Consider the following 22991-nt stretch of genomic DNA (forward strand, 5'->3'; position numbering starts at 1 on the left):
GGATCGAACGAAGAATCTAAGTCAGCATGATCTTCTCGGAAAACCGGTTCCCACTTTTCCGGATCATGCTCTAATGAGTCCGACTTCCTGGAACTTCGCGGTGACGATGTCCCGGTCGAACGGCTTCATGATGTATTCGTTGGCACCGGCATGCAGCGCGCGTGCGATATGCGCGACGTCATTCTCGGTGGTGCAGAACACGACCTTGGGCTGATCGCCGCCGGGCATGCGGCGGAGATTGCCGAGGAACTCGTAGCCGTCCATGACCGGCATGTTCCAGTCGAGCAGCACCGCTTCCGGCATCGCGCGCTTGCAGGCCTCGAGCGCCTTGGCGCCGTCCTCGGCCTCGACGATCTGGAAATCGAGCCCTTCCAGAATGCGGCGGGCGACCTTGCGAATGACGCTTGAGTCATCGACAACAAGACAGGTTCTCATCTGCGACCTCTACTTCCTCATCCCCGGTGGGATGTTTCAGTTCTTCAGTTCGGGCGGCCCTGTTCACGCCGCTTTGGCGTCGGGCACCAGTTCGAGCACGCGATCGACATCGAGGACGACCATGAGCGGGCCGTCGAGGCGGTGGACGCCGCCGGCGAGCTTGGCCATGCGGGGATCGAGGTTGACCGGGTTGTCCTCGCGGCTGTTTTCGGAGAGCCGCAGCACCTCGCCGATCTGGTCGATCAGCAGGCCATCGGATTCGCCGCGCTGGTCGACGCCGACCGCCATCGGAGGCTTACCGTCGTCGGCCTTCGGCAGCCCGAGCCGGGCGCGCATGTCGACCACGGTGACGATGCGGCCGCGCAGATTGAGCACGCCGGCGATCTCGCTGGAGGCCAGCGGCACCCGCGTCAGCCGCTCCGGCATGAACACGTCCTGCACCCGCGAGATCGGCAGCCCGAACAGCTGCCCGCCGATCACGGCGGTGACGTATTCGGCCATCGCGCCCTCAGAGGTCTCGGTCTTGCTGGTCATCGATGAACCCTTTGTTTGAGCATGATCCGATCGGAAAACCGCTTCACACTTTGCGCTAACGCGGCCGTTCCGGTCCGGATCATGCTCTCTTCCCTCAAGCCGCCCGGCGCAGTTCGGCGGTCTGCTCTTTCAGCGCCGCGATCAGCCCGGGACGATCAAACTTGGCGACATAGTCGTGGAAGCCGGCCTGCCGGCCGCGCTCGATCGCCGCCGGCGACACCATCGCCGACAGCGCGATGATCGGCAGCTGGTCGAAGTTGTGGTCGCTCCGGATGTTCTCGGCGAACTCAAAGCCGTTCATCTCGGGCATCTCGATGTCGGTCAGCACGACGTCGAAGCTCTGTCCCGAACGCAGCGCCGCGAGCCCTTCCTGCGCGCCGCCCGCGGTCCTGACCTTGTAGCCGGCGGCCTTCAAGACCGGCGCCAGCATGTTGCGGAAGAACGCTGAGTCATCGACCAGCAGCACCGACTGCGCCGAGGCCGACGGCCGCATCTCCTTGCGCGAGAACCAGTCGGCGAACGCCATCGGCAGGAAGTGGCCGACGTCGATCACCTCGGTGGCCTGGCCCTTGATCACGGCCGAGCCCAAAATGCCGTCCTGCGATCCCGCGACCTCGATGTTGAGCCGCTCCTCGACGATGTCGATGATCTCGTCGACCACGAGCCCCATCGAGCGGCCGTCGTCGGCGAACACCAGGATCGGCTGCGCGCCCTGCGACTGCACCTCGACGCCGGCCATCTGCACCAGCGGCATCAGCTGCTCGCGGTACTGCACCATGTAGCGACCGTTCGAGAGCTCGATCTTGTCGGTTGCGATCTCCTCCAGCCGGGTGACGAGGCCGAGCGGCACCGCCTTGGGCTGCGAGGAGCCGGCGCGGAACACCAAGAGCGAGGTCAGCTGCTCGCCGCTTGCGGCATGGGCGTTCGCATTGTCGTCGGCGAGGTCATGGGCCGAGGAGCCGGACGCGCCGAGGGCTTTGGCGATGCCGTTGGGGTCGATGATCATGATCACGGCGCCATCGCCCAAAATGGTGTTGCCGGAGAACATGTCGATGTGCCGCAGTTTTGTGGACATCGGCTTGACCACGATCTCCTCGGTGTGGAACACGCCGTCGACCACGATGCCGAAGGTCTGGCTGCCGACTTGCGTGACCACGATGAAGCCGTTCTCGGCATCCGTAGTCGTCGCGCCGTCGTCGATCTTCAAGAGCTTCTTGAGATGGATCAGCGGCAACAGCTTGTTGCGCAGCCGCAGCACTGCGGTGTCCTTGATGCGCTCGATGCGGTGCTCGGAGTTGGCGCGGGCCCGCACCAGCTCGACGACAGACAATTGAGGAATCGCAAAGCGGTCGCCGCCGGCTTCCACGATCAGGGCGGAGACGATCGCCAAGGTCAGCGGGATCTTGATGGTGACCGAGGCGCCCTCGCCGGCCACGCTCTTGATGTCGATGGTGCCGCCGATCTGGTCGATATTGGTGCGCACCACGTCCATGCCGACGCCGCGGCCGGACACCGAAGTCACTTGCGCGGCGGTCGAGAAGCCCGGCGCGAAGATGAACTTGTGGATCTGGGCCTCGGTCATCTTCTCGAGCTCGGCCTCGGTGACGAGACCGTTCTGGAGCGCCTTGGCCTTGATCCGCTCGGTGTTGAGCCCGCGGCCATTGTCGGCGATGCAGATGATGATGTGGCCGCCCTCGTGATAGGCGGACAGGCGAATGGTGCCCTGCTCCGGCTTGCCGGCGGCGACCCGCTCGGCGGTGGTCTCCAGCCCGTGATCGGCGGAGTTGCGCACCATATGCGTCAGCGGATCCTTGATCAGGTCGAGCACCTGGCGGTCGAGCTCGGTGTCGGCGCCGTGCATCTCGAGCTCGATCTGCTTGCCGAGTTCGCCGGAGAGGTCGCGGACGATGCGCGGCAGCTTCTGCCAGGCATTGCCGATCGGCTGCATGCGCGTCTTCATGACGCCCTCCTGCAGCTCGGCGGTGACGTTGGAAAGCCGCTGCAGCGGCACCTTGAACTCGGTGTCCTCGTTGCGGCGGGAGATCTCCAGCAGCTGGTTGCGGGTCAGCACCAGCTCGGAGACCATGGTCATGAGGTGTTCGAGGGTGTCGACATTGACCCGGATCGACTGGTTGGCGATCTTGTCGCCTTCCTGGACATCCTCACCGGCCGCCTTGCGGGCCGGCTTCTTTGCAGCTTCAGCGGGTTCAGCGGCGGGAGCCGCAGCGGCAGGCTTCACGGCCGGCGCCGGTGCGGCGGCTTCGGTCTCGGTCTCGCGGAAGGCGCGCTCGAGCTCGTCGAGCGAGACCTCGCCCGGACGCAGCGGACGCTCCAGCGTCTGCACCACCAGCGTGCCTTCGGTCATCGCCGCTTGCACCGACGGAGCTTCGACGACCGGCACGTCTTCTTCAGCAGCAACCGGCATCGACTGCGTCGAGCCAGACGATATCGACTGCGTCGAATCGGACATCGCCGCCATGCCGTGCTCGACCATCGCCTCGAGCTGATCGATCAGATCGCGGTCATTGCCTTCGGGCTCGGCCTCGGTCGCCTCCAGCCCTGCAAGGATCTCCTTGATGCGGTCGATCGAGGACAGGATCAGCGTCACGGCTTCCGCCGTCACCGGCATGCCGTCGCGGAATTTGCCCATCAAGGTCTCGCCGGCATGTGCCAGCGCCTCGAGCCGCGGCAGCCCGAGGAAGCCGCAGGTGCCCTTGATGGTGTGCACCAGCCGGAAGATGTTATCCAGGATCTTCGCGTTGTTCGGATCCTGCTCGAACTGCACCAGCTGGTTGTCGACCGTATCCAGGCTCTCGCTGCTCTCCGTCAGGAACTCGCGCAACAGATCGTCCATGAAACCAACCTTCGAAAAACGCCGAAAACGCAGCGGCGCGCAACATCGACGCGCCTGACGGAACTCAGGTCAGCTTCTCCGCAAAGCGTTTAAGTTTGGTTGAGCAAATGGAAAGGAACGGGATCAACAAAGAGATAAGGCCGCGCGATCGAATCGCGCGGCCGGTCGTAACCTTTGATTAATGATATCGGCGCGGCCGCGGTCAGGACGCGGCAATGATGACCTTGTCGCCGTCGAGCGCGAGCGTCACCTTCAGCCCGCAGGCTTCCGCCAGCAGGCGGGTGTAGTGCGGTTGCACCGCATGCGCATCGACCGTGTTCGGCGAGGTCGCATTCAGGAGATCGACGATGTTTTGCGGCACGCGCGCATTGAGGCCTGCAGCCGTGATGCGGAAGCTAATGGCCTCGCCTTCGCCGACCGGATCGATCGTGAGCGTGCCGCCACGCGGGATCGTCTGCTGCGCGATGACCAGCATGTTCAAGAGCAGCTTGACCCGGTTCTTGGGCAACAGCAGCCGCGGCAAATTCCAGGTTAGCGTTACCTTGCCGTCCTCGATATGCCCCTTCGCCATGTTCTGGGCATCGCCGAGGTCGATCTGCGCGCCGGAGGAACCGGCCGCGCCGAATGCCAGCCGGCAGAACTGCAGTCGCGCCGAAGCGGTCTTTGCGCTCTTGCGAATCAGATCGAGCGCGAAGTCGCGATCTTCGGGCTTGGGATTGTCGTCAAGGACCTCAAGCCCATTGACGATCGCGCCGACCGGACTGATGAGATCGTGACAGACCCGCGAGCACAAGAGCGCCGCGAGTTCGAGCGCGTCGGGAGCGGGACCGGGAGACGAAGTGCCAGACATCAATTGTTTCCTGGAAAGCCGCACGCCGACCGAGGAGTGCGAATCACGCATGCCTGTGGGCTTGATACACCGCGCAGACGGATGCTGCCAGCTTGCGGCGGGACTGATAAAGCATGATCCGGAAAAGTGGAAACCGGTTTTCCGAAAAGATCATGCTCAAACAAGGAGATGAGATCATGATGCGATGCTCCGTCATCGCATCATGATCTCAGGGAACACAAACAGGATATGCGACCCGCTGACATGAGACCCGCACATGAATAAGGCAAGGCCGTCGCTGATCGGCTGCGAGGCCGCCGCGACGCTGCTCGAATCACTGACCGAACTGGTGATCCGCGCCGGCGACGCGATTCTTGCGGTCAATCGTTCGACGATGAATGTTGCCGGCAAGGACGATGGGTCGCCGGTCACCGAGGCCGATCTCGCCGCCGACCACATCATCGTCGAAGGGCTGACGCGGCTCGCGCCGCAGGTGTCGCTGCTGTCCGAGGAGCGCGTCCATCTGGCGACGCCGCCCTATAAAGACAGTTTCTTCCTGATCGATCCGCTCGACGGCACCAAGGAGTTCGTTGCCGGCCGCAATGAATTCACCGTCAATGTGGCGCTGGTTACGCAAGGCGTGCCGCTGCTCGGCATCGTCGGCGCACCGGCACTCGGGCTGATCTGGCGCGGCATCGTCGGCAAGGGCGCGGAGCGACTGACGCTGCAGGGCGGCGCGGTTTCGCAGGCGGTGCCGATCAAGACCCGTCCCTGCCCGCCGCGCGGCGCGCCATGGACGGTGGCAGTGAGCCGCTCGCATGGCGATGCGCGCACCGAAGCCTTCATCGACGCGCGCGGCAACGCGGTCCGCGCCGTGCTGGGCTCGGCGGTCAAATTCGGCCGTGTCGCCGAGGGCGAAGTCGATATCTATCCCCGCCTGTCGCCGACATCGGAGTGGGATGTTGCGGCAGGTCACGCGGTCGTCGTAGCGGCCGGCGGCAAGGTCACCGATTCGAACGGCAGCCCGTTGCATTTCGGGCTCGGCCGCGAAGACTTCCTGGTGCCGGAATTCATTGCCTGGGGCGATCCGGCCGCGGCGCCGTGATCACTGCGCGAGATTGTCTTCCAGCTCCGGCCAACGCGCCGCGGCTTCCTTCAAAAAGCGCGCGGGATCGGCGGCGAACACGTCACGGCTGCGTTCCCGGTTGAACAGGTAAAGCCTGTTCCCGACGACGGCCCAGAATCGCGGATTGCCCGCGCAGGTGACGCCCCGCACCAGATCGGTCGGATCGTAACCGCCGAATTGCGGGCCATAGATTTCGGGATGCGCCACGAACGAAGCGCGGTTGCCCTCGTTGCGGAAACGCCAGACCACGCCGTTCTCCGCGGCCTCGAATTCCGGCCGCCCCTGGGTGGCGGCGGCGTCGGTGAAATAGGCGACGGGATCGAATCCCTGATCGCCAATCCGGAGTAGCGGTTCGTCACCACGCGCTCGGTTGTGGTGGCCTGAACAGGCAAGGACGGCCAGATGGCCGCCAAAATGCCCGCCAACAGGCCGAAAAACGCCATCCCCCGGCACGATCCATATCTTTCCTGCCGTTGTGCCGTCATAGTTGATACCGATAACATCCGAGTCGAGGGGACACCGGGCGCAACCTAGAGCCGTGCCTGTTGGCATCAGGTTAAAGGGCAGCGCCCGGATTTCGATAGCAGGGGTTCTTAATGACTTTCGCATCACGCCTTGCCGCGGTCGCGTTTGCCGCGCTGATGTGCTGGAGCGCAGGGGCGTCCGCGCAGCAGGGCCCGCCACCGCAATATCCGCCGCCACAGCGTGAGCCGACCCCGTATACTTACGGGCCCGACGAATTGGTCAATGCCGGACACAAGTTCTTCGGCAATGTCTCGCGCGGACTCGCCTCGGTCATCGAGCGCGCCGTCAGCCAGTGGGGCCTGCCCAATGGTTATGTGCTCGGCGAGGAAGGCTCCGGCGCCTTCGTGGCCGGGCTGCGCTATGGCGAAGGCACGCTCTACACCAAGAACGCCGGCGACCTCAGGGTCTACTGGCAGGGTCCCTCGGTCGGCTTCGACTGGGGCGGCGACGGCGCGAGGACCATGACGCTGGTCTACAACCTGCCTTCGACCCAGGCGATCTATCAGCGCTTCGTCGGCATCGACGGCTCGGCCTATATCGTCGGCGGCTTCGGCATGACGGCGCTGACCGCCAACAACATCGTGCTGGTCCCGATTCGCTCGGGCATCGGCTTGCGGCTCGGCGCCAGCGTCGGCTATCTCAAATTCACCCCGCGCGCGACCTGGAACCCGTTCTAGGGCGTTTCCAGCCGAGCGACGCCGGTTCGCATCAAGAAAACGCGTCAGGACAGAATCCAGAGCCTCGTTCCGATTCAATCGGAACGAAGCACGAGGTCGCAGCCCTGATCGGGCGATGAGGCCGGCGCTCCGGCACGGTTAGCAATTCAGGTTAACGCGGCAATCGGGCTGGCCTTTGGCCGGCCCGCCGTGGCATTGTGATTAACAAATTCCTTCTTTTCTTGGAGTGACCCTTCATGATCGAGCCGATCATGTACGCGGCGATCGGTTTCCTGATCTCGATGCTGTGCGGCCTGATGATCGTTCCGCTGGTGCACAACCGGGCGGTGCGGCTGACCACGCGCCGCATGGAGGCGGCCACCCCGCTGTCGATGGCCGAGATCCAGGCCGACAAGGACCAGCTCCGCGCCGAATTCGCCATGTCGGCCCGCCGGCTCGAGATGAGCGTCGACCAGCTCAAGAGCAAGACCACGAGCCAGCTCGCCGAGCTCGGCAAGAAGACCGATGCGATCAACCGCATGAAGATCGAGCTCGGCGAGAAGAACGCCGCGATCTTCGCGCTGGAAGCGCGCGAGAAGGCGATGAAGGATCAGCTTCGCGCCACCGAGGAAGAATTCTCGGCCAAGACCGAGCTGTTGCGCAACGCCGAGCAGGCGCTGACCGACAAGCAGGGCGAGCTTGGCAAGATCAACGCCGAGCTCAACGACCGCGCGATGACCGCCGACAGCCGCCAGATCGAACTGGTCGCGGTGCGGACTCAGGTCGAGGAGCTGAAGAACCGGGTCGGCGATGCCGCCAGGGAATTCGCGGCAACCGAAGCCCGCCTCGCCCAGGAGCGCAGCCAGTCGGAAACCGCGACGCGCGATCTCACCGACGCGCGCGGCCGGGTCGAGAATCTGAGCCAACGCGTCACCGATCTCGACCGCCAGCTCGTCGCCCAGGTCAAGGAAGCCGAGATGCTCGGCAACCGGGTCAACGACCTCGAAACGCGGCTTGCGACCCAAGGCAAGCTGCTTGCCGAGCGTGAATTCGAGAACGGCCAGTTGAAGCAGGCCAACGCCGCCGCCGAGCGGACCGTGCAGGAGCTGCGCGAGGAGATCGCAGCAGTGGGCGGTGGCAAATCCTCCGCGCTCGACAAACTGCGCCAGGAGAAGGCTCAAGTCGAGGAGCAGTTGCGCACCGTCAGCGACGAGCGCGGCAAGCTGCAGCGCGACATCAACGCGATCCAGCAGCAGGCCGAGAGCTCCTGGGCGACCGAGCGGATGGAGAATGCGCTGCTGCGCGAGCGCATCAACGACATTGCCGCCGAGGTGGCCAAGCTCGCGATCCAGCTCGAGGGCCCGAATTCGGCGATCGAGGCCATGCTGGCGGCGGAGCCGACGGTGCCGGGCAAGGCGGCGGCCAAGCCCGCCAACGGCGTCTCGCCGGGCAGCGGGATGCCCGAGGGCGGCGGCACGCTCGCCGAGCGCATCCGGGCGCTGCAGTCACACGCCTCCCGCGCCCGCCAGCAAGGGGCTTAATTCCCGCAGGGTTTGGCTTGACACCCCTACCCGGCACTTCGTAAATCGCACGCTCTGACGAAGCGCCGCACTCGACCGGCCGCCGACCAGCGGCCTTTGGCACGTCACATCCCGGACGCATAGCTCAGCGGGAGAGCGTTCCCTTCACACGGGAGAGGTCCAAGGTTCGATCCCTTGTGCGTCCACCATTAAACCTTTAAAATCAATAGCTTACCGACCAGATTCCCTCGGAATGTGCCCAGGATAACTGGGGCACAACCGGGGCATACATCAAATATTGCGGCCGCTTGCAAAAAATTACTTTGCCTTCCGTCCACGATCGACGATTGCGGCTTTTGCCATTTCAGGATCTTCCGTGGCGGGACTGGATAGGTCTCTCATACCGATCGGCGTAGATTCTTCGCGAATGGGCGCCGAAGGTTATCCCCGTGAAACGGATCGCAGAGACCCTCGGGGTTGCCCGTTCCAACCTGGTTGAGCGCGCGGGCGGCATGCGTCCAAAGCGCGGTCGCCAGACCCGTGCCGGGAGGCGGAGCTCACTTCCGATATCCGCGCCTTGTGAATAGCCGCCCAAACTATGGATACCGGTGGATCGCTGCGCTCCTAAAGCGCGAGATCCGCCGGCCACGGGTCCGGCCAATGCCAAGCGCGTCTACCGGCTGATGAAGAAGGCGGCTTGTTGCTGGTCCGGCATACGGGGCGCCGGGTGCCACGGGCCATGACGGAACGATCATGACGATGCTCTAATGGGCGTTGCTGTTCGGACGCGCTGGAGTTCCCCTGCTGGAACGCCGAGATCGCGGGTTGCCTTTGCCCTGGACAGCCGTGACTGCGAAGTCATTGGCTGGACAGCCACGACGGCTGGGATCTCCGAGGAGATGACGGGACGTGTCGAGTAGCGGTTCGGCGACATCCGGGCTCTACGATCGCACCCTTGAGATTCCCGCGGCCTGAACCTCGAACTGTCCTTCACGCCGGTCGTATGCTCGGAGCTTATCCGCGATCGCGTATACCCGTGATTTATACGCGAAAACGTATATCGAGAATTTATACGAGATCGCGTATATTGATTTTTAATACGCGATCGCGTATATTTTATTCTGGAGGCGGACCATGACCCAGCAAATCGCGAGAACAGAAAAGCAGCTCGGTGCGATCCTGCGCCGAGCTCGTAAGAAAGCTGGCCTGACACAGTCCGACCTCGGGAAAAACATCCATCTTCGGCAGGGAACTGTATCTCGGCTGGAAGGAGGGGCGCCGGCCATCCAGCTTCACACCGTCATGGAGGCTTTGGCCGCGCTCGATCTCGAGCTCGTTATTCGTCCGCGAAGCAAAGCCAGCGCTGCCGACATTGAGGATATCTTCTGATGGCCCGCTCGCGAGCCAATTCACCACTAAACGTGTTCGTGAACGGCCGTCACGCCGGGACGCTCAAGCGCGCGTCCAGTGGGGCGATCGATTTCCGGTACGATGCCAACTGGCTCGCCTGGAACTCCACGTTCCCGATTTCACTCTCCTTGCCGCTTCGCGAGGATCGGTACATTGGCGCCCCTGTGATCAATGTCTTCGACAATCTCTTGCCCGATAGTGAGCCGATACGGAGGCGCCTCGCCGAGCGCGTCGGAGCAAATGGCACCGACGCCTACAGCATGCTTTCGGCAGTCGGCCACGACTGTGTCGGGGCGCTCCAATTCTTACCGGAGGGCATCAATCCAGGACCAACGGGAAAGATCGACGGGAAACCGGTCAGCGACAAGGAAATTACGGACATCATTCAAAACCTCGCCACTGCGCCACTTGGCATGGGCGAAGACGACGATTTCCGTATCTCGCTTGCCGGCGCTCAGGAAAAGACAGCTCTACTGCGCCGCGATAGCAAATGGTACAAGCCGTCCGGAACAACTGCGACCACCCATATTCTGAAACCACAAATTGGGCGCTTGCCTAACGGCGTCGACCTCTCAAACAGCGTCGAGAACGAGTATTTCTGTCTCAAGCTGATTGCAGCTCTTGGCGTGCCGGCCGCCAATGCCGAAATCGCGGACTTCGGCGGGCGTCGCACGCTTGTCGTTGAGCGTTTTGACCGCCGCTGGACAAAAGACAAGCGTCTACTCCGGCTGCCACAAGAGGATTGCTGCCAAGCCCTATCGATTCCACCTACGCGAAAATATCAATCAGATGGCGGTCCCGGCATGAAGGAAATTCTCGAGTTGCTTAAGGGCAGCGATGCCCCCGCTGATGATACCGCGATCTTCATGCGATCAGGTGTCGTGTTTTGGCTGATCGGTGCCACGGATGGCCATGCCAAGAACTTCAGCATCTTCCTCAACCCCGGAGGACGCTTCCGCCTCACGCCGCTTTATGATGTGCTAAGCGCGCAACCCAGTCTGGATGCAAAGCAAATTCAACCCAAGTCGTTCAAGCTGGCTATGTCCGTCGGCAAGAGCCGTCACTACACGGTGAATGAGATCCTGCCGCGCCATTTCATCCAGACGGCCGAGATGTCGGGCATCGGCATTCCTGTCGTGCGCTCGATCTTTGATGATCTGACCGCGACATTCGAGGCGAATTACGAGAAGGTCGCAAAAGCCTTGCCCAAAGGCTTCCCGAAAAACATCACCGAGTCGATACGGACCGCCGCTCTCCACCGCATCAAGCTCATCAACGAGCCAAATTAGGCTGGCCGACCGTGGTGGACCAACCGTTCCATCGGATGGTGGTCGGCCAGCGCCCGCGAAGCCGAAACGAAGGACAGCGTAATGCCTATCCATCACGTGAGCCGGTGTGGCCGGCTAGTACCGCCACATGTCTTCTTCGCGCGAAAGGATGAGATCATCAGGGACCGCTGCGCCGTGATGCCGCGCGTACTCAAGCGCCAGCTGATGCATAAGATCGAGGCTTGCGGGCCGCGCATGAGATTCGCAGCTGCCCAAACCAGACGGCAATTATCGAGGCTGTAGCCAGCACTGTTGTCTAGCCGATCGATACTTATACGAAGAAACCGTTTTCGCTCGCCTGGAACGCGGGAGTTGTTGAAGGCGATGCCAGTCATCTCACATCGTCCCGCGGAACGCGGCAACAAGCAATTGTATTTCTCTCTCTGAAAGGCTGAAGGAAATACTTCGCCTAATAGCACTGTTGCGCGCTTGCCGGAAGATGGCGCGTTCATCTCGGGTCAACGCCCGCGCGGCGCCTTTCGCTATTTCGAGGGCTCCGTAATGAGCATAGAGCTTGGGTGAGATGGGCCCCATCAACACACCACCGGCATCATCGGAAGAACGAGCGCAAAGCCAATCGCACACGTGGTCGGGACGTCGAGTGCCGGCGGCAGCGGCCCGGCGGAGGTCCCAAGACTGATGAAGTGCTTGAAGTCATAATCGGCTATCGTTCGATTTTCGCACACGTCGGGGACGCCCTAGCGCTCGCTGTTGTCGTATTCATATCCCGCATAGTCATCCTCCGGCGCCTAGTATTCTGCAGCGTCGTAGACCTGCGTTTTCTTGTAGCGGTAAGAAAAATCGAGATTGTCACGGACACGGGATTAAACAACCCTACCAATTCTTGCAGGGGATTCGCGGCTCAGGTTAGTTAGCTTGCTGGTGTTAGTGACTATGGGAGATTGTCAGTGTTGATTGTTGAAACTATTTTGAAACCAGACCAGTTGGCGGCATTGGACTTTTCTCTGCTATTCTTTTGCCTAAAGGTGCCTTAATTTGGATTCACAACCCAATCGTCGACATTGCCGTGACACCTGAACAGTACAAAACTTTACCTCGAACATTTCAAGCTTTACTTGACAAGCATGCCTATCCAAGGGACCTCAACGTTGATGATGGTGTTCTAGAGTACAACGCTGACAACGCCCGTTTCATGAATCACAGCAGTCAACCAAACACGTACCAAGACGATCATTGTGGAATTTTCACAGCCCGTGACGTACAACCGGATGAAGAACTGACTTGCGATTACTTGTCTTTCGATCCTAGGTGCGACTTATCGTGGGTTAAAGTGCGATCGCCGAATGTTGGTGCCGGAGCAGGCCAGGCGGCAGTGGATCGAGTTGGGCCTGCGACTACGATTCCGTTGGCGTATTTACGCACGGAGAGTTTCGGCAACTGGTTGTGGCCATCGACGCGACGCCAGCTTTTCTCGGCGGCCTCGGCGAGCTTGAGGATCGCAGCGAGTCTTGTTCGACAAACATCCCTTGCACGGTGCTGCGGCACACGCTCGCCAACGCGCTTTCGATGACGTTGGTAGTCCCCCTACGTGGAGTTCTCTACATGTGTTGCGCCAGTCTAAGACTTCGTTACCGGCGCACTTTTCGGTGAATGGTCCGCAACGAGACCTGGCAATGACAACGTTACTTGCATAACGCACAATCCTAACGATCACCGCAAGTACGCCGCTGACAACAGACCCTCAGCTCCAACAGATTCCGCTTCCTCGACAGGCGCGTAGTCCGGCAATGGGTCGTAGCCGATGTTTTCGAACCGGCTACACAAGCTCGCAAGGAAGCGGATCTGACGCCGCTTGAGATGCGTTGCACCCCAGCTATGAACTTGTTCCGCAAATTCTTGCTCGTGCTCCTGGAAGTCGAACCGGCTGACGTAAGCGATCGCAGTTAATTCCGGGACGGAATAACCAGCGTATTCCGTGAATGAGCGCGCGTAATGTTTCAGTCGCTTCAGCACGGCCCACTCTTTCTCGGTGTAGATATAGTCGGGAGGCCGCCGCACCTCGTCGGTTAGCCAATCAAATTCCCAGTCGTTCCAGTCATTGTAGCGGTCACGCAAAAGAGCTTTCGCTCTTGTGCGAAACTCGAGCGCTTCCGCTAGCTCACGTTGAGCCTTTGTAATCCTCGCCATTGCCTGCTCCGGGGTCGGAAGCAAACGCAACGCCAGCGCACATTACTGTATGGAGAGTGCAAAACCAGCCGATTCGAGGATTCCCCGCCAAGCGCGATCGCTGCAATGCCCTGATTCGAGGGGATGTTTCAGAGTCAATGGGGCACGTGCCTTGTGAAGGACTTATTCCAGTCCTTGCTCAAATCCGGCGCAGAGGGCGGACGCCCAGCTTCAATCCAGCACGAGAGCGCAAACTGCGGGAGTGGGTGACAGTCGAAGATTTCCATAGCATGTTGCGGCGCTCTTCCAGCGCGCGGCGAGGCGAACAAAGATTGGCTGGAAGTACCGATTGACGAGATTGTCCTGGCTCTTGGTAGTGACCTCCGCGGTTAGAAACGATCAGATCGCTCTTTGACAGGAAAACGCGTCTTGCGGCGCCATGCGCACAGCATGACTAAAATCCCCTCCCGAGCGGAATGGTCCGCAAGCCCGCGACCCTCTTGGGCACATCTTCGCTGTCGTAAGGATGAACCACGTCTCCACGCTGAGCTCGCGCCGATCGAAGTCAACCTGCCTGGAGGGGGAGGCATGCAGCCGGGGCGGGCGAACATCAACTCGACCCGCAACGCGCCTTCGGCGAGCTGGATGAGCTGACGCATGATCTCCTTGCTCGGAGGCGTGATCCGCATATCACGTCTGTCGGTTGACGGTAATATGCACTCTCAAACCGCAATAGAGGAATGTCTACGTCTACTCCAATACGAGAGCCAAGCGGCAAAGCCGAACGGCTCGGATTGAGTCAGGTCGGGAACGCTGGATTACTGGTCACGACGGCATGCGGGCACCTATTCAATCGGCGGCCGTGTTGGCCGAGATTGCTGGCATGTTCTTCGATGATCCGTAGGGCAATTAAGCATTGGATCACCAGCTCCCAGGGATCCTGTTGATGCGGCCGACCGAGTGCGCTGACAGCGGCATAAATGTCCCGTCAGGTTTGAAACACAGTGCGCACAAAAGGCACGATAGATTTTTAAAGCATGGTCAGACGCTTAGCATGCCTCGCAGCACTGGCATGGTCATTGCTTTCGCTCCAGCAACAGCGGGACTAGAGCTAAGAGCATGCAGACGCACGAAACCAGCAATGCCAGCACCATCCGTGCGCGGGGAATCATGCCTCGCTCGAAGCAGACGAACAGACCGAATGCAGCAGTTTTCGACAATACCCAATCTGGCGTTCACCTATTCGCGTCAGCTGAATAACGTTGTCCGACTAACGACCTCGAGGCTCGGAAGACCACCATGAGTGAAGAAGCTATGATCGATAGTATCATTCCGTGCAGCGACGTCGTCAAACGCGCCGCGCGCATCGGCGCTGAAATCAGAAATATCAAACTATCGGGCGATTTGCCGAGCCACACGATTACTGCGATCAACAGCTTGCTACTCGTACACAAAGTCATCTTCTTCCGCGATCAGGATCATCTCGACGATCCGGAGCAGGAACGCTTTGCTATACGTTTGGGAAAGCTTGTGCCGCATCCGACGCTCGCTACCACCAAGGGAACGACGTCAATCATCGAGCTCGATTCAGCCCGCGGAGGCAGTCGGGCTGACGTGTGGCACGCAGATGGGACATTCACCGCTGCCTATCCCAAAATCTCGGTGCTGCGAGCCATTGTGATCCCACCCTTTGGTGGCGATACGGTGTGGTCGAACACCGCGGCTGCTTACCTGGATCTGCCGCTGCCGCTGCAACGGCTTGCCGATAAACTCTGGGCAGTTCATACCAACGCCTTCGATTACGCCGGAACGGCTCGTGTCCGCGAAGTCGACAAGAAGCATTTTGATGAGGTCTTTACCAGAACCATTTTTGAGACCGAGCATCCCGTCGTGCGCGTCCATCCCGAGACCGGCGATCGGGCGCTGGTGCTCGGCGATGTGGTACAGCGTTTTGTTGACATCCCCAAACGCGATGGCCAGAAGCTGTTCGACCTGTTCCAGTCCCATATCACGGCACCTGAGAACACCGTGCGCTGGAACTGGAAGGCAGGCGATGTCGCGATCTGGGACAACCGCGCAACACAGCATTACGCGGTCAATGACTACGGCGACCAGCATCGCGTCATGCGTCGCGCCACGATCGATGGTGATGTGCCCGTCAGCGTCGACGGCCGGGCCAGTGTAACGCGCCACAAGGTCACCAAGCAACCACCAATGGTGGGGACCTAGGACCGATCGACATTCATTGCATCCAGATCATTGCGGCAGCGAGATGGATGAAGCCGGTAAAGTTGGCGGCTCGCCTGTCATAACGGGTTGCCAAGCGTCGGAAGTGTTTGAGCTGGCAAAAGCAGCGCTCGATGCGATTGCGCTGTTTGTAGGCGTCGGCGTCGTGCGGAATGATGATCCTGCGGGTGCGGTTTGACGGGATTACCGCCGTTGCGCCGATTTCCGCAATGATCGCCCGCAGGGTGTTGCTGTCATAGGCCTTGTCGGCGAGCACGGCATCGCCGCTTTGGCCGTGGAGCAGTGCCGGCGCCTGGGTGATGTCATTAACTTGCCCAGCCGTGACGATGAAGCGGAGCGGACGGCCGAGCGCATCAGCCAGCATGTGGATCTTGGTGGTCAGTCCACCTCGGGAACGCCCCAGCGCCTGATCTTTGGCCCCCCTTTTCCGCTCGTCGCCTGCTGGTGGGCGCGAACGATGGTGCTGTCGATCATCAGATACTGGTTGTCGCGATCGGCGGTCAGAGCAGCGAACACGCACTCCCAGACGCCGGCATGGCACCAGCGGCTGAAGCGCTGATGCACCGTTTTCCACTTGCCGTACCGTTCCGGCAGGTTGCTCCAGTGTGCGCCCGATCGCAAAACCCACAAACATCCGTTGACGAACAGTCGATTGTCCGCAGCCGTACGTCCCGGGTCGCCAGCTTTCCCCGGCAGCAGTGGCGCAATCCTCGCCCATTGCGCCTCCGTCAGCTCATATCGTTTCGCCGCCACCATCTGCTCCGTGTCTCGAATCACGGAACTCTATGAATCAGCGATCAAACCGCTTGGGAATCCTGAATGTCGATCGGTCCTAGCCCACTCAAATTCTCGGTAGTTCGCTGGTGCAGATTCTATCCATTGCGCGTTCGCCTCTTTCTAAATCCGCAGACTAAGCGGCCCGCGTGGCGAAGCAAGATTTTACCTTTAGTCGCCGCCGCCCTCGTCGATCGCTTTGGATCAGCCAGCTTGCAACAGACTGAACTTCGCCGCGTGTACGGAGCTTGGCGGCGCAGGAGCCCGTTCGAGAGATGGAGTTTGGTCTGCCCGAGGTCAAGCGGGATCCGGTCTCAGCCGGCAGGTGTGAACGTCGACCACCGGGAAGGGCTTGTCCATCAGACGATTCTCCCATGCTCCATCGCGATACGCTTTCGCTCCGCCCGACAGCGGAGCGCCGAGGCTCCATAGATCCTCTTCAGGCCGATACCGGACGGACGAACCGAGGCTAGCGCGCGCCTCCTAATTGCCCTGAACGACGAGTCCGGGCCAGGTCTTCGTCATCGAAGCAAGGAGTACGCGATTGCCCGACGACAGACCCATTATCGATCCTTATCCGCTCAGCCCTTATGTCGCCTGGGCAGGCAACCGCAATAAGGACGCGATCCTAAAAGCGTTCAAAGAATTCTTTCCTACTAGAGGTGACGCCCTTGAAGTAGCGACTGGAGCCGGATTACATATCAACTACCTCGCGCCCCATTTCCCGCACATTCGGTTTCAGCCTTCCGATTACGATCAAGGTGTCTTCGAGACCATTAAAAGGAAGCGCCTCGAAGGCGATAACAATAACATTGCTTATCCCGTTCTGGTCGATCTCGCGGTCCCGTCAACTTGGCCAGATGCCCGTGAGCAGCTCAACGACGTCATCTTCGTCATCAACGTCTTCCATGTTGCCCCCGTCTCGATCGCCGACGGCATTGCTGCGCTTGGCGCAAAGCTCCTGAAACCAACCGGCTTCATCGCAATCTATGGTCCCTTTAAAATTGACGGGAAATACACTACGTCGTCGAACGAGGCATTCGACAGGGAGATTCGGGAGACCGGCGTGCCCGAATGGGGTCTCAAAGACGTGCGGGATATTGAAAGGAAGGCCCGGAAGCACGGACTGGCGCTCAGACGGCAATTGGATTTGCCCGCCAGTAATTTCATTCTGCTCTTCGGTAGATCCTGAACGGCGGATCAGCATCCCCAGTGTATGGCGCGGCGAGTCCGGCTATTTCGCGCTCATGGCGCCTTCCAGACCTACCGAGTGCCCAGACGCTTGGCGATGAGTGACTAGCGGCTGAGAATTCGCGACGAGCACAGGCCTGCAAGGCCAAGGCGTGCCTATGGTGCCGACCAGACCCAATGCCCATGTTGGCGCGCTTCATTGGCAAGGACCACCCGCCTGCTGTCACGTTCGGTTTAGCAAATCGGCGGCGCCTGTGCGCAAGGCTTGAACGATTGCACTGCTGCTGCGACAATGATGGTAATCGGCAGATGCTAATGGCTGTCGACGATTGCACGCGCGATCAAGACCTCGATCACGACTTCCGCTAGTTGCTCCGGCGTTTTATCTGTTGTCCCGAGATGAATTTCGGGTCTTAACGGTGTTTCGTAGGGCGCATCGATGCCGGTGACATTCTTGATTTCTCCAGACTTCGCTTTGGAGTAGAGCCCCTTGGGAACGCGCCGCGCGCATTCTCCGATCGGCGTATCAACAAAGATCTCGAGGAACTCCTCCTTACCAACCAGGTTGCGCACCATGTCTCGCTGGGCCATGTAGGGCGAGATGAACGAGCAAATCACGATAAGGCCGCTGTCCACCATCAATTTGGCGACTTCACCGACCCGTCGAATATTTTCGACACGGTCAGCCTCGCTGAAGCCGAGGTCCGCGCTTAGTCCGTGCCGCACGTTGTCGCCATCCAGCAGCATGGTGTGGTACGCCATAGTAAACAGCTTTTGGTCGACTATGTTGGCTATTGTCGACTTTCCCGAGCCGGATAGGCCCGTGAACCAGATGATGCAAGCCTTTTGATTTTTGAGTGCGGCGCGCTCGTTCCGGCTCACTGAAAGGGGGTGCCAAGCGATATTGGTGGCCCGCCGCAGAGGATATGCAATCATCCCGGCGCCGATCGTCCGATTCGTATAGCGGTCAATGACGATGAACGAGCCGGTCTCGCGATTGATCTCGTAAGGATCGAACGCTATCGGCAGCGCCGTCGAAATATGGCAGAAGCCGATCTCGTTCAACCCAAGCGTTTTAGCTGTGAGATGCTCACCGGTGTTGACGTCGATCCGATGCCTGATTGCCGTTATACTTCCTGCGGGTACAGTCTGCGTTCCAATGCGCAGGATGTACTTGCGTTCGGCAACGAGGGGGTCCTCGTCCATCCAGATCAGATGCGCGGCGAACTGGTCGGAGACCTCTGGCGGCTCCGTCGAGCGCGCCAGGAGAGCGCCACGGCTGATATCGAGCTCGTCTTCGAGCGAAATGGTGATGGCATCGCCCGCCTCAGCGCGGGTAAGGTCGCCGTCATGGGTCACGATCCGCTTGATGCGCGTGGTCTGTCCAGACGTTGCGACAACGACCTCGTCCCCTGCCGAGATACTCCCGGTAACAACCGATCCGGCGTAGCCCCGGAAGTCCAAATTGGGCCGGTTCACCCACTGGACCGGAAAGCGGAAAGGCTGGATCACGGCGTTAGACTGGATATCGATGCTCTCCAAGTAATCGAGCACGCAGGGACCATCATACCACTGAATGTTACCAGAGCGGCTAGCGACGTTGTCGCCGTAGCGGGCGGAGATCGGAATCGGAATGATCGAGGTAAAGCGAAGACCGGCAGCAAAGCCGATATAGTCCTCGACGATCCGGTCGAAAATCTCCTTCTTGTACTTGATGAGGTCGATCTTGTTCACAGCCAGCACGATATTACGGATACCGAGCAGCGAACAAATGAAAGAGTGACGCTTGGTCTGCACCAGCACGCCCTTGCGGGCGTCAACTAGGATAATGGCGAGCTGGGCGTTCGAGGCACCGGTTGCCATGTTACGGGTGTATTGCTCGTGGCCGGGCGTATCGAGCACCATGAACGAGCGGCGCGGCGTGGTAAAGAAGCGATGGGCCACGTCGATCGTGATGCCTTGCTCTCGCTCTGCCTCGAGCCCGTCGACTAGCAACGCAAAATCGACGTCATTACCGTTCGTGCCGTGCTTGGCGCTATCGTGTGCCAGCGCCGTCAGCTGATCCTCGTAAATCATTTTGCTGTCATGCAGCAGCCGGCCAATCAGCGTCGATTTTCCGTCGTCCACCGAACCGCAAGTGATGAAACGGAGCTGGTCCTTTGTTCTGGCCTGGACTAGTTCGACAGCCGCTTTGGATGCCATCAGAAGTAGCCTTCCCGCTTCTTCTTCTCCATCGAAGCGGCTTCATCACTATCAATCAAGCGTCCCTGGCGTTCAGATACCGTCGCAGTCCGCATCTCAGCGACGATGTCCTCGATCGTGGCAGCGTTGGAGTTGATGGCCCCACTCAATGGATAGCACCCCAGGGTTCGAAAGCGAATCATCCGCATCTGCGGCGTTTCGTCGGACCTGAGCGGCAGTCGCTTGTCGTCAACCATAATGGTTGCGCCATTTCGGAGGACCACAGGCCTCTGCTTTGCAAGGTAGAGTGGGACGACCGGGATCTTCTCGAGCATGATGTATTCCCAGACATCGAGCTCGGTCCAGTTCGACATAGCGAACACGCGCATGGTTTCGCCTTGGCGGATTCGCGTATTGAACAGATTCCATAGCTCCGGCCGCTGATCCCGCGGATCCCACACATGGCCGGCCGTACGGAAGGAGAAGATCCTTTCTTTCGCACGGCTCCTTTCCTCGTCACGTCGCGCCCCACCGAAGGCGGCGTCGAACCGATAGAAGTCGAGTGCCTGCTTCAGAGAGTCGGTCTTCATCACCTGCGTATGAAGAAGTGAACCGGAATCGACTGGATTGATCCCGCGCTCGATGCCTTCCCTGTTCACATGCACGATCAGGTCCACGTTGAGCCGCTTGGCTGTTTCATCCCGGAAGCTGATCATCTCGCGGAACTTCCACGTCGTGTCGACGTGAAGCAAGGGAAAGGGCAACTTGGCCGGGAAGAACGCCTTCATTGCAATGTGCAGCATGACGCTTGAGTCTTTTCCGATCGAATAGAGCATGACCGGCTTTCTAAACTCGGCGACTACGTCACGCATTATCGCGATCGATTCAGCTTCGAGGCGACGCAGATGTTTGGGCAACATGTTCTTCGATGCACATTCTGTTTGAGTTCGTCAGGTGCCGCTTGATGCAGGCATCTCCTGATCGACGAAGTGACCTTGAGGTGCGAGGTTTGCCATGGCTTGTCAACAATCTAGACGCACGCTGCGATCAGCACCGCAATGAAAGTGCAGCCAGCCCACAAGGATTGGCAGCATCGTTCTGGCGCATGACGGCCTGGCTCGACACGCAGCTTGCCCCGCTCCGCTGCGATGAGGTTGCTCGTTCATGAAGGCGTTGAGCGACCGCGACGATCTCAATCATGGACATGCCAAAGGATGATCAAGACTTATCCAGATCAAGAATGTGTTTTATCAAGACAATCGATTTTACCAGCTTTGGCGAATAACGGATAGTAAACCTTGGTTTGGACGACTCAGGAATGTCCGAATGATCGCCCTTCACTCTGACGATTTCGAAAATAATTCCCTAGTGTATATCGAGCATCACTAGAAGGCGCGATGTTGGCGTTTATCTTGGCAAGCGGTATCTGCGGATTGCTGCTGGGACGCTATTTCAAAGTCTATGTATGCTTCCCTACAATCCTGATTTTGATCCCGGCAGCCTATTTTGTCGGGCACGGTCTGACGGGCGCAATTCTGGCCTTCGTCTCAAGTTCCACTGCTATGCAGTTGTGTTATTTGATTGGCGCGGCGAGCGACCTCATCATTGACCGTTTCCGGTCTCAAAGGTCTCGAACGGAAGATTTGATCTAACAAGTGCAAGCGTCCCGCCCGGCAGCCGGATTCTCGTGGTGGGACGCCTGCCTTTGCGGCATAGCGTCTGGAAATACACCGCATCGGCCCAGCTAACCGTAAGAACTGAAAAGGAGGCCCCACTACAGACGTTCCGGTTCGGATGGAGACTTCGAGCCGCACGCCTATTGCGGCCACATTCTTCAGCGTAGCAGCAGCGCCCCAGCTCGACCGAGGCCTGCTCAAGCCGCACAATGTCACCAGCGACGTTGAGACGTTCGTCACGCGATTAATGTCCAAGACCGCCTTTCGCAGCTGTCAATGCCTGCTCCAACTGTGCCGCCATGGAGTTCATCAACCGCAAATGCTCTTCCGTCTTCTCAGTCAGTCGTTGCGCCTCGGAAACTGAGGAGCTGCCTCCAGCTTGTCGGGCAATGCCATTTAGCTCACGCGCGTGAGTGGAGACGCCGAACGACGAGCCTCCCGTACCGCCGCGCAGATCCCAGCAGGTTCGAAATAGTTGACGATACGCCTCGGTTACTACTGGGCCCCGATCGACAATTCCGACTTGCTGTGCGCACCGAAGGTCTTGCTCATAACCAAGCTCGATCAAGAGTTCGGTGCCGACCAGATCGGTTACCACCTGCATCTCTTCGGTGCTCAATGCGGTTCGCCAAGCCTGCACCGACCGATCATCGATTGTCTTTTTCTCGAGGATGTTTCGATCCCCAAAGGTACTTGACCGGAAAACGTCGGCTTGCTCCACTGTGGCCGATGTCACGTCCGCAGGATCATGGCCTAGTCCTGCGATAACACGCCGGACTTCCTCGTCGGGGTGCACTACCAGGATTTCGTACTGCACCACTTGCGTCTGCCGGCGGCCACGCAGCGCAGCGAGGGTCGGCAAGCCCAGAACGAGATCAGCCAGGCAGGATACGACGGCAGGCGTGGGCAAGTCCCGCGCGAGATCGGTGAGACAGGATGCGATGGCAGACGGGCAGCCTGCAGATACGAGCGAAATGTCCCACGTCGATTTCAGTGATGCGGCAATCGCGTAGGGATTGCGCGTTATGAGGATTCGTGGCGCTTCCGGGTAAAGCGAATCCAGGAAATCGAGCACCATCCAATAGCGCGGAGTCTTGTCTATGAACGTGCGCTTGCCCGCAGCTGCCAAATATTGGCCGTAAGCGGCATCGGCAAGAGCCCGGCTAACGACAGCGCGATCTATCCGGTCAAGGAATTCGGAAGTGGCGGCCCCGACCAGTGAGCTTCCCGCTGGGTGTCGATGATCGACCGTGCCAAATGCCTCAAGTGCCAGCATCAGCCAGGGCTCAGGCGGAGACATAATATCTGGATGTCGCTGGAGCAGATGCGCCAGCAGCGTCGTGCCCGACCGAGGAAGGCCAAGAAGAAAGCCGACCGCAGGCGAATGGCTAAGATCCCTACTCATGATACTAGGCCCCTTTGCCTGCACTAGGTGATTAGCTGCCCGAGGGACATCACTCGAAGAAACGCGGCAGCGCCGTTCCTCCCGCCATCGAAGGGCTTCACCTGCACCTTGTGGCTGCACAATGAAATTCGACCCACTTGCTCACAAAAGCTTTTGACGCTGCGGTTTGCGCT

The 22991-nt window shown here is 59.8% G+C and carries 17 protein-coding genes, 1 tRNA gene and 3 pseudogenes; 10 read left to right on the forward strand and 11 right to left on the reverse strand.

The window, feature by feature from the left end; all coding sequences use genetic code 11:
• Positions 1-63: 63 nt before the first annotated feature.
• From ACSKB9_RS13940 to chpT, 4 genes are all read right to left on the reverse strand, one after another.
• Positions 64-435 (reverse strand): response regulator, encoded by a 372-nt coding sequence (locus ACSKB9_RS13940; protein WP_438073801.1) that lies wholly within the window; start codon positions 433-435, stop codon positions 64-66.
• Between the two features lie 63 nt (positions 436-498).
• On the reverse strand, positions 499-969 hold the full coding sequence (locus tag ACSKB9_RS13945) for a chemotaxis protein CheW (protein WP_438073803.1): 471 nt from the start codon (positions 967-969) through the stop codon (positions 499-501).
• A 94-nt stretch (positions 970-1063) separates the two neighbouring features.
• Positions 1064-3823, reverse strand: coding sequence for a hybrid sensor histidine kinase/response regulator (locus ACSKB9_RS13950; protein WP_438073805.1), 2760 nt, complete (start codon positions 3821-3823; stop codon positions 1064-1066).
• A 202-nt stretch (positions 3824-4025) separates the two neighbouring features.
• Positions 4026-4673 (reverse strand): histidine phosphotransferase ChpT, encoded by a 648-nt coding sequence (gene chpT, locus ACSKB9_RS13955; protein ID WP_438073806.1) that lies wholly within the window; start codon positions 4671-4673, stop codon positions 4026-4028.
• Between the two features lie 256 nt (positions 4674-4929).
• On the opposite strand from chpT, the gene cysQ reads away from it, so the two are divergent.
• On the forward strand, positions 4930-5757 hold the full coding sequence (cysQ, locus tag ACSKB9_RS13960) for a 3'(2'),5'-bisphosphate nucleotidase CysQ (protein ID WP_438073808.1): 828 nt from the start codon (positions 4930-4932) through the stop codon (positions 5755-5757).
• On the opposite strand, the pseudogene ACSKB9_RS13965 reads toward cysQ, so the two are convergent.
• A pseudogene (locus tag ACSKB9_RS13965) lies at positions 5758-6221 on the reverse strand (YHS domain-containing (seleno)protein). It lies immediately after the preceding gene.
• 153 nt (positions 6222-6374) lie between these two features.
• Between ACSKB9_RS13965 and ACSKB9_RS13970 the strand changes: the two are divergent.
• The 6 genes and pseudogenes from ACSKB9_RS13970 to ACSKB9_RS13995 all read left to right on the forward strand — a co-directional run.
• Positions 6375-6980, forward strand: a complete 606-nt coding sequence (locus ACSKB9_RS13970; RefSeq protein ID WP_016843676.1) for a DUF1134 domain-containing protein — start codon at positions 6375-6377, stop codon at positions 6978-6980.
• A 236-nt stretch (positions 6981-7216) separates the two neighbouring features.
• On the forward strand, positions 7217-8500 hold the full coding sequence (locus ACSKB9_RS13975) for a hypothetical protein (RefSeq protein ID WP_438073810.1): 1284 nt from the start codon (positions 7217-7219) through the stop codon (positions 8498-8500).
• Between the two features lie 113 nt (positions 8501-8613).
• Positions 8614-8688: transfer RNA gene (locus ACSKB9_RS13980), tRNA-Val, on the forward strand.
• A gap of 925 nt (positions 8689-9613) precedes the next feature.
• A complete protein-coding gene (locus ACSKB9_RS13985; protein WP_438073811.1) occupies positions 9614-9868 on the forward strand; it encodes a helix-turn-helix domain-containing protein in 255 nt (84 codons plus the stop codon).
• Positions 9868-11178, forward strand: coding sequence for a type II toxin-antitoxin system HipA family toxin (locus tag ACSKB9_RS13990; protein ID WP_438073813.1), 1311 nt, complete (start codon positions 9868-9870; stop codon positions 11176-11178). The genes ACSKB9_RS13985 and ACSKB9_RS13990 overlap by 1 nt, the downstream gene beginning before the upstream one ends.
• A gap of 1015 nt (positions 11179-12193) precedes the next feature.
• Positions 12194-12409: pseudogene (locus tag ACSKB9_RS13995) on the forward strand (SET domain-containing protein-lysine N-methyltransferase); the annotation flags it as partial.
• A 194-nt stretch (positions 12410-12603) separates the two neighbouring features.
• Here the strand turns inward: ACSKB9_RS13995 and ACSKB9_RS14000 are convergent.
• A pseudogene (locus ACSKB9_RS14000) lies at positions 12604-12758 on the reverse strand (IS256 family transposase); the annotation flags it as partial.
• A 130-nt stretch (positions 12759-12888) separates the two neighbouring features.
• Positions 12889-13365 carry a hypothetical protein gene (locus tag ACSKB9_RS14005; protein WP_438073815.1) on the reverse strand — a complete coding sequence of 159 codons (477 nt, stop codon included), beginning with the start codon at positions 13363-13365 and terminating at the stop codon, positions 12889-12891.
• 1278 nt (positions 13366-14643) lie between these two features.
• Between ACSKB9_RS14005 and ACSKB9_RS14010 the strand changes: the two genes are divergently transcribed.
• A complete protein-coding gene (locus ACSKB9_RS14010) occupies positions 14644-15573 on the forward strand; it encodes a TauD/TfdA dioxygenase family protein (RefSeq protein WP_438073817.1) in 930 nt (309 codons plus the stop codon).
• Positions 15574-15586: 13 nt separating this feature from the next.
• On the opposite strand, the gene ACSKB9_RS14015 is transcribed toward ACSKB9_RS14010, so the two are convergent.
• Positions 15587-16347, reverse strand: a protein-coding gene (locus tag ACSKB9_RS14015) for an IS5 family transposase (protein WP_438073819.1) whose coding sequence is annotated in 2 segments (ribosomal slippage) — positions 15587-16002 and positions 16002-16347 — 762 coding nt in all. Because the reading frame shifts where the segments join, the coding sequence is not laid out codon by codon here.
• 562 nt (positions 16348-16909) lie between these two features.
• On the opposite strand from ACSKB9_RS14015, the gene ACSKB9_RS14020 reads away from it, so the two are divergent.
• Positions 16910-17557, forward strand: a complete 648-nt coding sequence (locus tag ACSKB9_RS14020; protein WP_438073821.1) for a DUF938 domain-containing protein — start codon at positions 16910-16912, stop codon at positions 17555-17557.
• Between the two features lie 311 nt (positions 17558-17868).
• Here ACSKB9_RS14020 and cysN read toward each other — a convergent pair whose 3' ends face one another.
• Positions 17869-19758 carry a sulfate adenylyltransferase subunit CysN gene (gene cysN, locus ACSKB9_RS14025; protein ID WP_438073823.1) on the reverse strand — a complete coding sequence of 630 codons (1890 nt, stop codon included), beginning with the start codon at positions 19756-19758 and terminating at the stop codon, positions 17869-17871.
• Positions 19758-20657 carry a sulfate adenylyltransferase subunit CysD gene (gene cysD / locus ACSKB9_RS14030; protein ID WP_438073825.1) on the reverse strand — a complete coding sequence of 300 codons (900 nt, stop codon included), beginning with the start codon at positions 20655-20657 and terminating at the stop codon, positions 19758-19760. Before cysD ends, cysN begins: the two co-directional genes overlap by 1 nt.
• Before the next feature lie 477 nt (positions 20658-21134).
• On the opposite strand from cysD, the gene ACSKB9_RS14035 reads away from it, so the two are divergent.
• Positions 21135-21389 carry a hypothetical protein gene (locus ACSKB9_RS14035; protein ID WP_411780163.1) on the forward strand — a complete coding sequence of 85 codons (255 nt, stop codon included), beginning with the start codon at positions 21135-21137 and terminating at the stop codon, positions 21387-21389.
• Positions 21390-21657: 268 nt separating this feature from the next.
• On the opposite strand, the gene ACSKB9_RS14040 is transcribed toward ACSKB9_RS14035, so the two are convergent.
• A complete protein-coding gene (locus tag ACSKB9_RS14040) occupies positions 21658-22818 on the reverse strand; it encodes a sulfotransferase family protein (protein WP_438073827.1) in 1161 nt (386 codons plus the stop codon).
• Between the last annotated feature and the right edge of the window lie 173 nt (positions 22819-22991).

This window comes from Bradyrhizobium sp. BR 1433, assembly GCF_051547665.1.
GTDB lineage: Bacteria > Pseudomonadota > Alphaproteobacteria > Rhizobiales > Xanthobacteraceae > Bradyrhizobium > Bradyrhizobium australafricanum.

Excerpts from the sequence above, each read along its gene's own strand:
- ACSKB9_RS13940 (WP_438073801.1), bottom strand. The coding sequence starts at position 435 with ATGAGAACCTGTCTTGTTGTCGATGACTCAAGCGTCATTCGCAAGGTC.
- ACSKB9_RS13945 (WP_438073803.1), bottom strand. The coding sequence starts at position 969 with ATGACCAGCAAGACCGAGACCTCTGAGGGCGCGATGGCCGAATACGTC.
- ACSKB9_RS13950 (WP_438073805.1), bottom strand. The coding sequence starts at position 3,823 with ATGGACGATCTGTTGCGCGAGTTCCTGACGGAGAGCAGCGAGAGCCTG.
- chpT (WP_438073806.1), bottom strand. The coding sequence starts at position 4,673 with ATGTCTGGCACTTCGTCTCCCGGTCCCGCTCCCGACGCGCTCGAACTC.
- cysQ (WP_438073808.1), top strand. The coding sequence starts at position 4,930 with ATGAATAAGGCAAGGCCGTCGCTGATCGGCTGCGAGGCCGCCGCGACG.
- ACSKB9_RS13970 (WP_016843676.1), top strand. The coding sequence starts at position 6,375 with ATGACTTTCGCATCACGCCTTGCCGCGGTCGCGTTTGCCGCGCTGATG.
- ACSKB9_RS13975 (WP_438073810.1), top strand. The coding sequence starts at position 7,217 with ATGATCGAGCCGATCATGTACGCGGCGATCGGTTTCCTGATCTCGATG.
- ACSKB9_RS13985 (WP_438073811.1), top strand. The coding sequence starts at position 9,614 with ATGACCCAGCAAATCGCGAGAACAGAAAAGCAGCTCGGTGCGATCCTG.
- ACSKB9_RS13990 (WP_438073813.1), top strand. The coding sequence starts at position 9,868 with ATGGCCCGCTCGCGAGCCAATTCACCACTAAACGTGTTCGTGAACGGC.
- ACSKB9_RS14005 (WP_438073815.1), bottom strand. The coding sequence starts at position 13,365 with ATGGCGAGGATTACAAAGGCTCAACGTGAGCTAGCGGAAGCGCTCGAG.
- ACSKB9_RS14010 (WP_438073817.1), top strand. The coding sequence starts at position 14,644 with ATGAGTGAAGAAGCTATGATCGATAGTATCATTCCGTGCAGCGACGTC.
- cysN (WP_438073823.1), bottom strand. The coding sequence starts at position 19,758 with ATGGCATCCAAAGCGGCTGTCGAACTAGTCCAGGCCAGAACAAAGGAC.
- cysD (WP_438073825.1), bottom strand. The coding sequence starts at position 20,657 with ATGTTGCCCAAACATCTGCGTCGCCTCGAAGCTGAATCGATCGCGATA.
- ACSKB9_RS14035 (WP_411780163.1), top strand. The coding sequence starts at position 21,135 with ATGTTGGCGTTTATCTTGGCAAGCGGTATCTGCGGATTGCTGCTGGGA.
- ACSKB9_RS14040 (WP_438073827.1), bottom strand. The coding sequence starts at position 22,818 with ATGAGTAGGGATCTTAGCCATTCGCCTGCGGTCGGCTTTCTTCTTGGC.